Origin of the sequence: Paraburkholderia sp. J76, assembly GCF_905220295.1 — a bacterium.
Taxonomy (GTDB): Bacteria; Pseudomonadota; Gammaproteobacteria; order Burkholderiales; family Burkholderiaceae; genus Paraburkholderia.
Map to the genome: position 1 here is coordinate 393,986 of NZ_CAJMZJ010000005.1, position 14,432 is coordinate 408,417.

14 protein-coding genes are annotated in these 14,432 nt (G+C 66.3%); 9 read left to right on the forward strand and 5 right to left on the reverse strand.

The genetic code is table 11. The annotated features are described in order from the left end of the window. Positions 1 to 20 precede the first annotated feature (20 nt). On the reverse strand, positions 21 to 797 hold the full coding sequence (locus U5768_RS12945; protein WP_322030791.1) for a glycosyltransferase family 2 protein: 777 nt from the start codon (positions 795 to 797) through the stop codon (positions 21 to 23). Between the two features lie 225 nt (positions 798 to 1,022). Here U5768_RS12945 and U5768_RS12950 point away from each other — a divergent pair, with 225 nt between their 5' ends. Together U5768_RS12950 and U5768_RS12955 are read left to right on the forward strand one after the other, a co-directional pair. Then, entirely contained in the window at positions 1,023 to 1,412 is a 390-nt protein-coding gene (locus U5768_RS12950) for a VOC family protein (RefSeq protein ID WP_322030792.1), read from the forward strand. A 79-nt stretch (positions 1,413 to 1,491) separates the two neighbouring features. Continuing rightward, positions 1,492 to 2,178 (forward strand): YafY family protein, encoded by a 687-nt coding sequence (locus tag U5768_RS12955; protein WP_322030793.1) that lies wholly within the window; start codon positions 1,492 to 1,494, stop codon positions 2,176 to 2,178. A 101-nt stretch (positions 2,179 to 2,279) separates the two neighbouring features. On the opposite strand, the gene U5768_RS12960 is transcribed toward U5768_RS12955, so the two are convergent. Genes U5768_RS12960 through U5768_RS12970 form a run of 3 tightly spaced genes read right to left on the reverse strand, consistent with a single transcriptional unit; the run spans position 2,280 to position 5,241 of the window. Continuing rightward, the gene (locus U5768_RS12960) at positions 2,280 to 3,743 is read right to left on the reverse strand and encodes an NAD(P)(+) transhydrogenase (Re/Si-specific) subunit beta (RefSeq protein ID WP_322030794.1); all 1,464 of its coding nucleotides are present in this window, start codon (positions 3,741 to 3,743) and stop codon (positions 2,280 to 2,282) included. Continuing rightward, complete coding sequence (locus tag U5768_RS12965; protein ID WP_322030795.1) at positions 3,743 to 4,072, reverse strand: NAD(P) transhydrogenase subunit alpha; 330 nt, start codon at positions 4,070 to 4,072, stop codon at positions 3,743 to 3,745. Before U5768_RS12965 ends, U5768_RS12960 begins: the two co-directional genes overlap by 1 nt. Before the next feature lie 17 nt (positions 4,073 to 4,089). After that, positions 4,090 to 5,241: a Re/Si-specific NAD(P)(+) transhydrogenase subunit alpha gene (locus U5768_RS12970; RefSeq protein WP_322030796.1), complete on the reverse strand. Its 1,152-nt coding sequence runs from the start codon at positions 5,239 to 5,241 to the stop codon at positions 4,090 to 4,092. Between the two features lie 280 nt (positions 5,242 to 5,521). On the opposite strand from U5768_RS12970, the gene U5768_RS12975 reads away from it, so the two are divergent. The 3 genes from U5768_RS12975 (at position 5,522) to U5768_RS12985 (ending at position 9,091) form a co-directional block, all read left to right on the forward strand. Then, entirely contained in the window at positions 5,522 to 6,043 is a 522-nt protein-coding gene (locus tag U5768_RS12975; RefSeq protein ID WP_322030797.1) for an NUDIX hydrolase, read from the forward strand. Then, the gene (gene mnmA, locus U5768_RS12980; RefSeq protein ID WP_322030798.1) at positions 6,040 to 7,239 is read left to right on the forward strand and encodes a tRNA 2-thiouridine(34) synthase MnmA; all 1,200 of its coding nucleotides are present in this window, start codon (positions 6,040 to 6,042) and stop codon (positions 7,237 to 7,239) included. Before U5768_RS12975 ends, mnmA begins: the two co-directional genes overlap by 4 nt. Before the next feature lie 244 nt (positions 7,240 to 7,483). Then, a complete protein-coding gene (locus U5768_RS12985) occupies positions 7,484 to 9,091 on the forward strand; it encodes an FMN-binding glutamate synthase family protein (RefSeq protein WP_322030799.1) in 1,608 nt (535 codons plus the stop codon). Between the two features lie 88 nt (positions 9,092 to 9,179). Here the strand turns inward: U5768_RS12985 and U5768_RS12990 are convergent, their stop codons facing one another. Further along, positions 9,180 to 9,791, reverse strand: coding sequence for a glutathione S-transferase C-terminal domain-containing protein (locus U5768_RS12990; RefSeq protein ID WP_322030800.1), 612 nt, complete (start codon positions 9,789 to 9,791; stop codon positions 9,180 to 9,182). A 271-nt stretch (positions 9,792 to 10,062) separates the two neighbouring features. Here U5768_RS12990 and U5768_RS12995 point away from each other — a divergent pair, with 271 nt between their 5' ends. The 4 genes from U5768_RS12995 to U5768_RS13010 all read left to right on the forward strand — a co-directional run bounded on the left by U5768_RS12995 (position 10,063) and on the right by U5768_RS13010 (position 14,391). Then, the gene (locus U5768_RS12995; RefSeq protein WP_322030846.1) at positions 10,063 to 11,472 is read left to right on the forward strand and encodes an aminopeptidase P N-terminal domain-containing protein; all 1,410 of its coding nucleotides are present in this window, start codon (positions 10,063 to 10,065) and stop codon (positions 11,470 to 11,472) included. A 58-nt stretch (positions 11,473 to 11,530) separates the two neighbouring features. After that, complete coding sequence (locus tag U5768_RS13000) at positions 11,531 to 12,835, forward strand: UbiH/UbiF/VisC/COQ6 family ubiquinone biosynthesis hydroxylase (RefSeq protein WP_322030801.1); 1,305 nt, start codon at positions 11,531 to 11,533, stop codon at positions 12,833 to 12,835. A 258-nt stretch (positions 12,836 to 13,093) separates the two neighbouring features. Beyond that, the gene (gene dusB, locus U5768_RS13005) at positions 13,094 to 14,161 is read left to right on the forward strand and encodes a tRNA dihydrouridine synthase DusB (RefSeq protein WP_322030802.1); all 1,068 of its coding nucleotides are present in this window, start codon (positions 13,094 to 13,096) and stop codon (positions 14,159 to 14,161) included. Further along, positions 14,158 to 14,391 (forward strand): Fis family transcriptional regulator, encoded by a 234-nt coding sequence (locus U5768_RS13010; RefSeq protein ID WP_028216158.1) that lies wholly within the window; start codon positions 14,158 to 14,160, stop codon positions 14,389 to 14,391. Before dusB ends, U5768_RS13010 begins: the two co-directional genes overlap by 4 nt. Positions 14,392 to 14,432 lie beyond the last annotated feature (41 nt).

The following is a 14,432-nucleotide window of genomic DNA, read 5'->3' on the forward strand; positions in this document are numbered from 1 at the left end:
CCGTGCGCGCCGCGCGTGGCTCAGCCCTGGGTCACCGCATCGACGGGCAGCGGATATCCTTCGTACTCCGGAAACATCTTCTGCAACGTGAACGCCGGCATCGAATAGCGCGAAAAGCAGCGCGAGGTGGAAGCCGGGTGGATGAGATGCAGGCAGCTCGCCTGCGTGTCGTCGGCGGCAAGCACCTTGCGGCCCGCTTCGACAATACGGCGGATAAAGCTCTCGTCTTCGCTCAGGTCGATATCGTCGAAGCGCGCCTCGTTAAACAGCGCCTTGCGATACACGTATGAAAACCCGTAGAAGAGGATGAAGTCCGCGCCGATCTTCATCTTGTCGTGGAACTCGACCGTCGCGACGCTATTGCCGGTCAGCACATAGTGCAGCCCCACGCGTGCGTTCAGGTCCATGTAGCCGAAGAACTGCGTGTGCGGCGCGTACATCCAGAACGTCGCGAGCTTCATGAGATCCGCGCCGTTCTCCTCCAGCATCTTCACCATGCCCGCGAGATAGTGCGAGGCGTAGTGGTCGTCGTCGTCGAAGTGGGCGATCAGCGCGCCGCGCGCATGGTTCACGAGCACGTTGCGCTTGGCCCCGATCGACATGCGCGTTTTCGACCAGTAGTAGCGCACGCGCGCGTCGGACTTCGCGAGCGCGCTCAGGAAGGCGCTCGGCTGCGGGCTGTCGTCGAGGATGAGCCATTCCCAGGCCACGCGCTGACGCTGGATGCAGCGCCAGATAGCCGGCAGAAAAGCTTCGCGATTGCCCGTGGGCGTGATGATGGAAACGGTGGGAGACATGCGGGTGCGGGGATTTCGAACCCCTCGATTACAGCAGAGCCGCGTCGAAGTCTCTCTCGAAAAGATTCGAAACGACCGCCGCTGATCGCGCGGCGCGCTGCGTCAAACCTGCTGACAACACGCTGTCAGCAGCCCCCAGGCACACTGCTTCTACGCCATCCGGCGAGGCCGCCGCCGCCCGGCTGCCGCCATTCACCGTCCGCAGTTGCCTTCGAGGAGCGCATCGTGCCTACCGATCTGTCCCGTGTGATCTCGTGGTTCGAAATTCCCGCGCACGACCTGGAGCGTGCCGCCCGTTTCTACGAAACCGCCCTGGACACCGCGCTGCAACGCGAAGTGTTCGGCGGCGTGCCGATGGCGCTATTCGCTCACACCGATACCGACACCGGCGGGTGCATCGTGTTCAATCCGCACGATGCGAAACCCGACCCGAAGGGCGTGCTCGTGTATCTGAACGCGCAGCCCTCGGTCACGGCGGTGCTCGACCGCGTGGAGAGAGCCGGTGGCAAGCAGCTAGGGCCGACGCTCGAGTTGCCGAACAACTTTGGCTACATCGGCTTCTTCATGGATACCGAAGGCAACCGCGTCGGTCTGCACGCGCCCAAGCTCGGTTGATCGCTGCCGGGCGCCGCGTGCCCGGCGCTATCATCTGTGCTTGTCCCGTCACCGTGCCCGCCTTCGCGACCGCCCATCCATGACCCGCCGCGCCGACCGCCTTTTTCGCATCGCCGAACTGCTGCGCGGCCGCCGTCTCACCACCGCGCAGCAACTGGCCGATTGGCTCGAAGTTTCGCCGCGCACCGTTTATCGCGACGTGCGCGATCTGCAACTCTCCGGCGTGCCGATCGAGGGCGAAGCGGGCATTGGCTACCGGCTCGCGCGCACGGCGAGCCTGCCACCGCTCACTTTCACCGCCGACGAACTCACGGCGCTCGCCGTGGGCGCGCGCATGGCCGAATCGTGGGGCGGCGCCGCGCTCGCGAGCGGCGCACGGGGCGCGCTCGCGAAGATCGCGGCGGCAATGCCCGCCGAAAAGCGCGCCGTGCTGGAGCGGCTGGCCGTGTTCGCGCCCGCGTACCACATGGATCACGCGTTCTCGGACAAACTCGACGCGCTGCATCGCGCCGTCGACACGCGGCTCGTCGTGCGCTTCGCGTACTGCGACCGCATCGGCGCGCAAACGCAGCGGCGGGTCTGGCCGCTCGGGCTCGTGTACTGGGGCGCGCAGTGGACCGTGGGCGCCTGGTGCGAAATGCGCGGCGACTTCCGCAACTTCAACATCGCGCGCATGCAAAGCGTGGAAGTGCTCGAACCCTTTCCCGATGTGAGCGGCCGGCGGCTCGCCGATTATCTGCGGCGGGTGAATGCGCCTTCGCTGTGAAAGGCGCCGGGATGCGAGCGCCGATGAAAAAGGCGCGCATCGCTGCGCGCCTGCTGCGGACCTGCTGCGGACCTTTCGCGTGGAAGCGAAGCACGCCGCGCTTACTCCACCGCCTTCACCATCTCCTCGATCACCTTCTTCGCGTCGCCGAACACCATCATCGTCTTGTCCATGTAGAACAGTTCGTTGTCGAGGCCCGCGTAACCCGCCGCCATCGAACGCTTGTTCACGATGATCGTGCGTGCCTTGTACGCTTCGATGATCGGCATGCCCGCGATCGGCGACTTCGGATCGTTCTTCGCCGCCGGGTTCACCACGTCGTTCGCGCCGAGCACCAGCACCACGTCGGTCTGGCCGAACTCGTTGTTGATGTCCTCCATCTCGAACACCATGTCGTAGGGCACTTCGGCTTCCGCGAGCAGCACGTTCATATGACCCGGCATGCGGCCCGCCACCGGGTGGATCGCGTAGCGCACGTCCACGCCCTTTTCCACGAGCTTGTCGGTGAGTTCCTTCAGCGCGTGCTGTGCGCGCGCCACCGCGAGACCGTAGCCCGGCACGATCACGACGCTTTCGGCATTGCCGAGCATGAACGCGGCGTCGTCGGCCGAACCCGACTTCACCGGGCGCTGCTCCTGCGCCCCGCCGGCCGCCGCCCCGCCCGCCCCGCCCGCCTCGCCGCCGAAGCCGCCCAGCAGCACGTTGAAGAACGAGCGGTTCATCGCGTGGCACATGATGTACGAGAGGATCGCCCCCGATGAGCCCACCAGCGACCCCGCGATGATCAGCATGGCGTTGTTCAGCGAGAAGCCGATGCCCGCCGCAGCCCACCCCGAGTACGAGTTCAGCATCGAAACGACCACGGGCATGTCCGCGCCGCCGATCGGAATGATGATGAGCACGCCGAGCGCGAACGCGATCAGCGTCATGACGATGAACGGCAGCCACGACTGCGTGAGGAAGAACAGGACGCCGAAGCCGATCATGGCGATGGCGAGCATCAGGTTGATCAGATGCTGACCCGGATACACGACAGGCGCGCCCTGGAACAGGCGGAACTTGTACTTGCCCGAGAGCTTGCCGAAGGCGATGACGGAACCGCTGAACGTAATCGCGCCGACGAACGTGCCGATGAACAGTTCGATCCGGTTGCCGTATGGCAGGAAGCCCGGATACGGCGCGTCGTCCGCGACCAGTCCGAAGGCCGCCGGTTCGGAGACGACCGCATACGCGATGCACACCGCCGCGAGACCGATCAGCGAGTGCATGGCCGCGACGAGTTCGGGCATCTTCGTCATCTCGACGCGCGCGGCGACGTAGGCTCCAAGGCCGCCGCCCACCACGAGCGCCCCGAACAGCAGCGCAAGCCCGAGCCCCAGGTTCGAGCCGAACTGTGCGGACTCCTTCGCAATCAGCGCAAGGGTCGTGAGAATGGCGATGGCCATGCCGACCATGCCGAACAGGTTGCCGGCACGCGCACTCTTCGGATTTGACAGCCCCTTGAGCGCCTGGATGAAGCAGACCGACGCCACCAGATAAAACAACGTAACTACGTTCATGCTCATTACGCGCCCTCCTTGCTACCGGGCGCAGAGAGCTTTTTCGGCTCCTTCTTGCGGAACATCTCCAGCATTCGCCTTGTGACGAGGAACCCGCCGAACACGTTCACGGCCGCCAGCAGCACGGCAAACGTGCCAAAGAACTTGCCCGCGCCGCCCACGGTCAGGCCCGTGGCGAGCATCGCGCCGACGATCACGATCGCCGAGATCGCATTGGTCACGGCCATGAGCGGCGTATGCAGCGCGGGCGTGACGTTCCAGACCACGTGATAGCCCACGTACACGGCCAGCACGAAAATGATCAGGTTGATGACGGTATGGTTGATGACTTCCATTGTTGGTCTCCTCCTCGTCATGCCTTGCGCGTGACCTGGCCGTCGCGGGCCAGCAGCGTGGCCGCGACGATGTCGTCCGCGAGATCGATGTTGAGCGTGCCTTCCTTCGTGAGAATCAGCTTCAGGAAGTCGAGCAGGTTGCGCGCGTAAAGCGCGGAGGCGTCGGCGGCGACCATCGAGGCGAGGTTCGTGTAACCGCAGATCTGCACGCCATGATGCGTCACGACCTTGTCGGCCTCGGTGAGCGGGCAGTTGCCGCCGCGCCGCCCGCTTGCCTCGTCGGCCACCGGCCCGCGGCCTGCCGCGAGATCGATCACCACGGAGCCCGGCTTCATTGCCTGCACGGTTTCCGACGGCAGGAGCGTGGGCGCGTCGCGGCCCGGAATCAGCGCGGTCGATATGACGATGTCGGCCTGCTTCGCGCGCTCGTGCACCAGTGCCGACTGGCGCGTGAGCCACGATGGCGGCATGGGCCGCGCGTAGCCGCCCACGCCGACGGCGGCTTCGCGCTCCTCGTCGGTTTCGTAGGGCACGTCGAGAAATTTCGCGCCGAGCGATTCGATCTGCTCTTTCACGGCCGGGCGCACATCGGACGCCTCGATCACCGCCCCCAGGCGCTTCGCCGTCGCGATGGCCTGCAGGCCCGCGACGCCCGCGCCGAGAATGAGCACCCGCGCGGCTTTCACGGTGCCGGCGGCGGTCATGAGCATCGGCATGAAGCGCGGATAGAGGGTCGCGGCCAAGAGCACCGCCTTGTACCCGGCGATATTGGCCTGCGACGAGAGCACGTCGAGGCTTTGCGCGCGCGTGGTGCGCGGCGCGGCTTCGAGCGCAAAGGCCGTCACGCCCGCTTCGGCTAGCTTCGCGGCGTTTTCCGCATTAAAGGGGTCGAGCATGCCCACCAGTACCGCGCCGCGCTTCATGAACGGCAATTCGCTGATGGCGGGCGACTGGACCTTGAGCACGAGGTCGGCGCCGAAGGCCGCGGCCGCATCGGCGACTTGCGCGCCGACTGCCGTGTAGGCCTCGTCGAGATAGCTCGCGCCGACGCCCGCGCCGGCCTGGATCGTGACCGTGTGGCCCTGCGCGACGTACTTCTTGACTGTCTCCGGCGTCGCGGCCACGCGGGTTTCGTTCGCCCGCGTCTCTGCAGGCACTCCGATATGCATCGTTGTTTCCTCCTCGACCTTCTTGTTCTAGCTGTTCTGGCTCGAATCGAGCGAAGGGAGACCGACGGCGTTCAGGCGCCGGCATCCATTGCAACGGCAAACGACGGCACCACTTTAACCGAAACGAGCGGCGGCTTTGTAGCGGGATTTGCCCGCTTTTGTGCGATGCACACAACACGCGGCGCCGCCCGACCGGACGGTCGGCAGTGCCAGGCAAGCCGGCAAGCGCGCCGATCCGGCCCCCGGCAGCGTTCGCGCCGTCCCGGTAAAATACCGGTCCATGAACGAGGAAACCTGGGCACCCCACGTCACCGTGGCCGCGATCGTCGAGCGCGACGGGCGTTTTCTGCTCGTCGAAGAGCACACGCCGGCCGGGCTGCGCCTGAACCAGCCCGCCGGCCATCTGGAAGCGGGCGAGACGCTGCACGAGGCCGTGGTACGCGAAACGCTGGAGGAAACCGCGCATGCGTTCACGCCCGAGGCGCTGGTCGGCGTGTATATGACGCACTTCGGCAAGCCGGGCGAAAGCGGCGCGACCTATGTGCGCTTCACGTACTGCGGCAGCGTCGCCGACGCGCCGGAAAACCGCGCGCTCGATCCCGACATCGTCCGCACGGTGTGGATGAGCGCCGACGAACTGCGCGCGGCGAGCGAGCGGCATCGCACGCCGCTCGTCATGCGCTGCGTCGACGATTACCTCGCAGGCAGGCGCGTGCCGCTGGATTTCATCCAGACGCACGCGACGGCGCCCAAGGCAGCGCCCAAGATGAACGAAGGCAGCAACAAGGCAGCAACGAAATGAGCAAACGTAAGGTCGTGGTAGGCATGTCGGGCGGCGTCGATTCGTCGGTGACCGCGTGGCTGCTCAAGGAGCAGGGGTTCGACGTGGTCGGTCTCTTCATGAAGAACTGGGAAGACGACGACGACGGCGAGTACTGCTCGACGCGCCAGGACTGGATCGACGTGGTGTCGGTCGCGGACCTGATCGGCATCGACGTGGAAGCCGTGAACTTCGCCGCCGAATACAAGGACCGCGTGTTCGCGGAGTTCCTGAGCGAGTATTCCGCGGGCCGCACGCCGAACCCGGACGTGCTCTGCAACGCCGAGATCAAGTTCAAGGCCTTTCTGGACCACGCCATGTCGCTCGGCGCGGAAACGATCGCCACGGGCCACTATGCGCGCGTGCGCCAGAACAACGAGCGCGACGGTCGTTTCGAACTGCTGAAGGCGCTCGACCACACGAAAGATCAGTCGTACTTCCTGCATCGCCTGAACCAGGCGCAGCTTTCGAAGACGATGTTCCCGCTCGGCGAGATTCCGAAGACGAAGGTGCGCGAGATCGCCGAAAAGATCGGCCTGCCGAACGCAAAAAAGAAGGATTCCACAGGAATCTGCTTCATCGGCGAGCGGCCGTTCCGCGACTTCCTCAACCGCTATCTGCCGACGAAACCGGGCCCGATGATGACGCCCGACGGCAAGGTCGTGGGCGAGCATATCGGCCTCGCGTTCTATACGTTCGGGCAGCGCAAGGGCATCGGCCTTGGCGGCAGCAAGGACGGCAGCGGCGAAGCATGGTTCGTGGCGGGCAAGGACATGGCTTCGAACACGCTCTACGTGGTGCAAGGCCACGATCATCCGTGGCTGCTCGCACACGAGCTGCGCGCGGGCAACGTGAGCTGGGTGGCGGGCGAGCCGCCGGCGCAGGACCACGCATGCGGCGCGAAAACGCGCTATCGCCAGGCCGATGCGCCCTGCTCGTTCAATACCGCGGACGAATTCGGCGCGGGCCAGTTCACGCTGCGTTTTCCCGACGCACAGTGGGCCGTGACGCCTGGCCAGTCGGCGGTGCTTTATGACGGCGACGTGTGCCTGGGCGGCGGCATCATCGAAGCCGTGACGACGCTCGCGCCGCACGTGCCAGCGGTACTGCCGCCCGAGGCGCCGAAGAAAAAGAAGCGCGCGCCGCGCAGGAAGACCGCTGCGGCCAGTGCGGCATGACGCAAGCAGCGTCACGAAAACCGTAGGAAAACACCGCGCGGCGCCTTGGGCGCCGCTTTTTTTGCGGACTGCCGACGCTTGCTAAACGCCGCTCAAACGGCGTGCCCGCTTCCCTGCCAGATTCACGAACTTGCGGCATCATTCCCGCACGCCGCGCCATGCAACCGCGCGGCCGATGCGCCCTGCCCCTTCACGAGAGGAGAGCCGGGCGCGCAATACATCAAGTTCGAGGAGTTTCCCCCCAATGTTTTCCCGACGTTATCTCGCCATGTGGGGCGCGGTGCTGCTGCTCGCGGCCTGCGTCGCCGCGGCGGCGCTGCATCGCCTGTCGTGGTACTGCGCGATCGTGCCCGCGCTGCTCGTCGCGCTCGGCCTCTACGACATGTTCCAGGAGCGTCACGCGATCCTGCGCAACTATCCGATCTGGGGCCATCTGCGCTTTCTGTTCGAGTTCGTGCGGCCCGAAATCCGCCAGTACTTCGTCGAGGACGACACCGACGAAAAGCCGTTCTCGCTCGCCCAGCGCAGTCTTGTCTACCAGCGCGCGAAGAACGCGGTGGACAGCCGCCCGTACGGCACCGAACTCGACGTGAAGGCCGTGGGCCACGAATGGATCAGCCATTCGCTCGCGCCGACGAAGCTCGCGGGCAGCGACTTCCGCGTGCTCGTGGGCGCCAACCGCGCGCAGCCGTACTCGATGTCGATCTTCAACATCTCGGCGATGAGCTTCGGCGCGCTCTCCGCGAACGCGATCCGCGCGCTCAACATGGGCGCGAAGAAAGGCGGCTTCGCGCACGACACCGGCGAAGGCTCGATGTCGAAGTATCACCGCGAGAACGGTGGCGACATCATCTGGGAAATCGCCTCGGGCTACTTCGGCTGCCGCAACGACGACGGCACCTTCAGCGCCGAAAAATTCCAGCGCCTCGCGAGCGAGCCGCAGGTGAAGATGATCGAGGTGAAGCTCTCGCAAGGCGCGAAGCCCGGCCACGGCGGCATGCTGCTCGCGGCCAAGGTCACGCCCGAGATCGCCGAAACCCGCGGCATTCCGATCGGCAAGGATTGCGTTTCGCCCTCGCGCCACTCGGAGTTCTCCACGCCGCGCGGCCTGCTCGAATTCGTCGAGCGTCTGCGCAAGCTCTCGGGCGGCAAGCCCACGGGGTTCAAGCTGTGTGTCGGCCATCCGTGGGAGTTTTTCGGCATTGCCAAGGCGATGCTCGAAACCGGCATCCTGCCCGACTTCATCGTCGTGGACGGCGCGGAAGGCGGCACGGGCGCGGCGCCCCTCGAATTCACCGATCACATCGGTACGCCGCTGCAGGAAGGGCTGCTGCTCGTGCACAACACGCTCGTGGGCATCGGCCTGCGCGACAAGATCAAGATCGGCGCGAGCGGCAAGATCGTCACCGCGTTCGACGTCGCGCGCACGCTCGCGATCGGCGCGGACTGGGTGAACTCGGCGCGCGGCTTCATGTTCGCCGTGGGCTGCATCCAGGCGCAGAAGTGCCACTCGGACCGCTGCCCCACCGGCGTCGCCACGCAAGACCCCGTGCGCCAGCGCGCGCTGAACGTGCCCGACAAGGGCGAACGCGTCTTCAACTTCCATCGCAACACGCTGCATGCGCTGCAGGAGCTGATCCAGGCCGCCGGTCTCGCGAGCCCCGGGGATCTGCGCGCGCATCACATCGTGCGGCGCGTGTCGTCGTATGAAGTGCAGTTGATGTCGGAACTGCTCAAGTACCTGAAGCCCGGCGATCTGCTCGAAGGCCGCTATCGCTATCAGTTGTACGAGAAGTGGTGGCCGGTCGCGCGCAGCGATTCATTTGCGCCGGCCGAGGAAAAGATCGTCTGAGAAAGGCGTCGCGCGATGCTCGCGAAAACGCCCGACGGCAAGCCATGCCGTCGGGCGTTTTCACATCGACCAGCCTGTGAGCCGCGAATCAGCCTTGCGGCAAGGTGTCGATGAACGACTGGCGCTGCGAGAGCTTCTCGAAGTGGCGCGCGAGATCGGGATGCGCCTCGCGCCAGTTCAGCTCCGGCATGCGGAAGTCGAGATAGCCGAGCGCGCAGCCCACGGCGATATCCGCGATCGTGTAGCGGTTGCCCGCGCACCACGGGTTGCCGTCGAGCCCCTTGGCCATCGCGGCAAGCCCCTCGCGAATCTTGCGCTCCTGGCGCTTCACCCACGCCTCGCTGCGCTGCTCCGGCGTGCGTTGCGTGCTTTCGAGGCGGATCAGCACGGTGGCGTCGAGCATGCCGTCGGCGAGCGCCTCCCAGCAGCGCACCTCGATACGCTCGCGGCCCGCGGGCGGAATGAGCTTGGCCACGGGCGAAAGCATGTCGACGTATTCGCAGATCACGCGCGAATCGAACACGGCCTCGCCGTCGTCCATCACGAGACACGGAACCTTGCCAAGCGGGTTGAAATCGTGGATCGCCGTTTCCTCGGTCCACACGTTTTCGAGCACCAGCTTGTAGTCGATTTTCTTTTCGGCGAGCGTGATCCGCGCCTTGCGGACATACGGGCTGCCGAGCGAACCGATAAGTTTCATACCACCTGCCTTTTCTGGAATCCGGCCGAAGTATACGTTGGATTCGCATTTTTCTGACGCGCCACCTGTTGCGGCGCCGGATTTTTCCTACAAATGATGTAAGCAGGACACAACGCCCGGCGGCTGCGGCGGCGCCCACGGGTCATCGCGGCCCAGCGCGCCCGTTTGTAGCCAGCGCTACAATCTCACGATGGACTCGACCCTCAAGCACAGCGCCCCGGCCGCCCCGAGCGAAGCCCACCCTGCGGCCACCGTGGCCGACGCAGCCGACATGCAGCGCGGCCCCGACGGCGGCGCGGCGCTCTATCGCGCGCGCCGCGAGCGCGTGCTTGCGGCGCTGCGCGCGCAAGGCGGCGGCGTCGCGCTCGTGCCGACCGCGCCCGAAGCGTTACGCAATCGCGACGCGGACTATCCCTACCGGCACGACAGCTACTTCTACTACCTCACAGGCTTCACGGAACCCGAGGCGCTGCTCGTGCTCGACGCGAACGCGGGCGAGAACCAGCCCGCCGCCATCCTGTTCTGCCGCGCGAAGAACGTCGAGCGCGAGACGTGGGAAGGCTTTCGCTTCGGCCCCGACGCCGCGCGCGAGGCGTTCGGCTTCGACGCCGCATTTCCCTTCGACGAACTCGATGCGCGCATCCCTCAGTTGATCGCGAATCGTCCCGCGCTGCACTATGCTCTCGCGGCTTCCGGGCGCTTCGACGCGCAGGTGAAACGCTGGATCGACGCCGTACGCGCGCAGGGACGCAGCGGCGTGAGCGCGCCGGCCGCCGCGTACGACCTGCTGCCGCTCCTCGACGACATGCGCGTGATCAAGGACGCGCACGAACTCGACACGATGCGCCGCGCCGCGAAGATTTCGGCGCTCGCGCACGTTCGCGCGATGCAGACATGCCGGCCCGGCATGCGCGAATACGAAATCGAGGCGGAACTGCTCTACATGTTTCGCAAGCACGGCGCACAGGCGCCCGCCTACGGCTCGATCGTCGCCGCGGGCGCGAACGCGTGCGTGCTGCACTACCCCGCGGGCAACGCGGTGGCGCGCGAGGGCGACCTCGTGCTCATCGACGCCGCGTGTGAATTGAACGGCTACGCCTCGGACATCACGCGCACGTTCCCGGCGAACGGCCGCTTCACGAGCGCGCAACGCGAGCTGTACGACATCGTGCTCGCCGCGCAGCAGGCCGCCATCGACGCCACGCGCGCCGGCGCGAACTTCGAGGCGCCGCACGACGCCGCGGTGCGCGTGCTCGCGCAGGGTCTGCTCGATACCGGCATCATCGACCGGCAACGCTTTGCGAATGTCGACGATGCAATCGCCGAGCGTGCGTACGCGCGTTTCTACATGCATCGCACGGGGCACTGGCTCGGCATGGATGTGCACGACGCCGGCGATTATCGCGAGCGCGGCGGTGAAGGTAACGTCGCGGCAAGCGCCGAAAAGCCCGACGCCCCGCCGCCCTGGCGCACGCTGCGCCCCGGCATGACGCTCACGATCGAGCCGGGCCTCTACATCCGCGCGGCCGAAGACGTGCCCGAGCGTTACTGGGACATCGGCATGCGCATCGAGGACGACGCCATCGTCACCGAAACGGGCTGCGAGTTGATCACGCGCGACGTGCCCGTCGCCGCCGGCGAAATCGAAGCGCTGATGCAGAACGCGCAGCGCGGCGCCTGACTCGCGGACGCAAACGCACGCGAACCGCGAAGATTCCACACGAAGCGAAGCAAACGACATGAACGCAGTTTCCGGCAGCGCGAACGACACCTCCGCCAGCGCCCACGCGCACGCCCATTTCGATCACGACGTGACGATCGTCGGCGCGGGGCCGGTGGGTCTCGCGCTCGCGGGCTGGCTCGCGCGGCGCAGCGCCACGCAAGCGCTATCGATTGCGCTGATCGACACACGCGAACCCGAGGACAGCGCGGGCGACCCGCGCGCCATCGCCGTTTCGCAAGGCAGCCGCACGCTGCTCGAAGCGCTCGCGTGGCCGCACGACGCCACGCCCATCGAGCGCATCCACGTGTCGCAGCGCGGCCATTTCGGGCGCACGCTGATCGACCGCCACGACTACGACCTGCCCGCGCTCGGCTACGTGGCGCGTTATGGCGCGATCGTTCAGGCGCTCGCGCAGGCCGTGCGCGGAACGCAGGTGCACTGGCTGCATCACACGCAGGCGCACGATCCCGTCGTGGAGAACGACGGCGTAACGCTGCCGGTCGTGAGTGCAGGAGTCGAGCGGCTGCTGCGCACGCGCATCCTCGTGAACGCCGAAGGAGGCCTGTATCGCAAGCCGCAGCAACACGCCGCGCAAGACGACGCGCAAGACGATGCCGACGAAGCCAGCGCGAAAGCCACCGGGGCGGCCGCCGAAACGAAGCACCTGACCAAGCGCACGCGCGACTACGGCCAGACGGCGCTGGTCGGCGTGGTGACGCTCGCGGCACCGCAGCCCCATGTCGCGTGGGAGCGCTTCACGAGCGAAGGCCCGATCGCGCTCTTGCCGATGGGCGGCGTGCGCGGCGCGGATTACGCGCTCGTGTGGTGCTGCTCGCCTGCGCAAGCCGAACGGCGCGCTCAACTCGACGACGCCGACTTTCTCGCCGAACTCGGCGCGGCGTTCGGCGCGCGCATGGGCCGCTTCACGCAGATTCACGGCCGCGCGGCCTTCCCGCTCGGCCTGAACGCGCTCGACGCGCTCGTTTCCGGACAGGGCCGCATCGCCGCGGTCGGCAATGCGGCGCAAACGCTGCATCCGGTAGCGGGCCAGGGCCTCAATCTCGGTCTGCGCGACGCCCACGCCCTCGCCGATTCGCTCGCGCAACACGGCGCCACGCCCCGCGCGCTCGCCGAGTTCGCGGGGCGCCGCGCATTCGACCGCCGCCTGACCATAGGCGCGACGGATACGCTCGCGCGCCTGTTTACCGTCGATTTCGGGCCGCTCGCCACGCTGCGCGGGCTCGCGCTCACGGCGCTCGAATTCGCACCGCCCGTGAAAACGGCGCTCGCCCGGCAGATGATGTTCGGGCAGCGGAGTTAATACAGTCGAAAAGCGGTCCCGCGATCCAATCCCCAGCGGCACGAACGATCGACCATCCGCCATATAAGGGTCGAGTCTCATTTCATTGAGCAGGCACGCGTGCGTGGCTCACGCTCCTCCCACGGAACCAGGGTCCGCGGTGCGCGACCTCGCACCCCGCTTACGCTAAAATATGCGTTTCCCCTTTTTCAAATTCACGCCGTTCGCCGCGCCAGCCGGATGCCATCCGGGTCGCGGAACCGGCGTCGCCCGCGCGTCATGTTCACTATCGGCCGTCACACCCTGCGTAATAACCTGTTCGTCGCCCCCATGGCGGGCGTCACGGACCGGCCGTTTCGCCAGTTGTGCAAGCGACTCGGCGCGGGCTATGCGGTGTCCGAAATGGTCGCGTCCAACGCGCAGTTGTGGAAGAGCGAAAAGACCATGCGCCGCGCCAATCACGCGGGCGAAGTGGAACCCATCTCCGTGCAGATCGCGGGCGCGGATCCGGACATGATGGCCGAAGCCGCGCGCTACAACGTCGCGAACGGCGCGCAGATCATCGATATCAACATGGGCTGCCCGGCCAAGAAGGTCTGCAACGTCGCGGCCGGCTCGGCGCTGCTGCAGAACGAGCCGCTCGTCGCGCGCATCGTCAAGGCCGTGGTCGACGCCGTGGGCGTAGGCCCCGACGCCGTGCCGGTCACGCTCAAGATCCGCACGGGCTGGGACCGCGACAACCGCAACGCGCTCACCATCGCGCGCATCGCCGAGGAAAGCGGCATTGCCATGCTCACCGTGCACGGCCGCACGCGCGCCGATCTCTACCACGGTCACGCGGAGTACGAAACGATTGCCGCGGTGAAGGCCGCCGCGCGCATTCCGGTGGTCGCGAACGGCGACATTACGTCGCCGCAGAAGGCGCGCGAGGTACTCGCGCTCACGGGCGCCGACGCCATCATGATCGGCCGCGCGGCGCAGGGGCGCCCGTGGCTGTTCCGCGAAATCGAGCATTTCCTCGCGACGGGCGAACTGCTGCCGCCGCCGCGCGTGGATGAAATCCAGTCGATCATGAACGAGCATCTGGAGGATCACTACGCGTTTTATGGGGAATTTACGGGCGTGCGTACTGCGCGCAAGCATATCGGCTGGTACACTCGCGGCCTTTGCGGCGCCAATACGTTCCGGCATCGCATGAATACGCTGGACACCACGCGCGAGCAGCTCGTCGCCGTCAATCAGTTCTTCGACGAACAGAAGGCGCGCTCCGAGCGCCTCGTCTACGTCGACGACGAGAACAACGACAGCGACGGCAGCGACGAATCAACCGATCGACTGGCAGCATGAGCAAGCACAACATCGAACAATCCGTCCGCGAGAGCCTTGGCATCTATTTCCAGGACCTCGACGGCAGCAATCCGCACGACGTCTACGAAATGGTGATGGCGTGCGTCGAAAAACCGATGCTCGAGGTGGTGCTCGAGCAGGCAGGCGGCAATCAGTCGCTCGCCGCCGAGTACCTCGGCATCAACCGCAATACGCTGCGCAAGAAGCTCCAGCAGCACGGCCTGCTGTAACGCCGCTGCGTTTTACTGGACCTTCGGCGCTGACTCCTCGA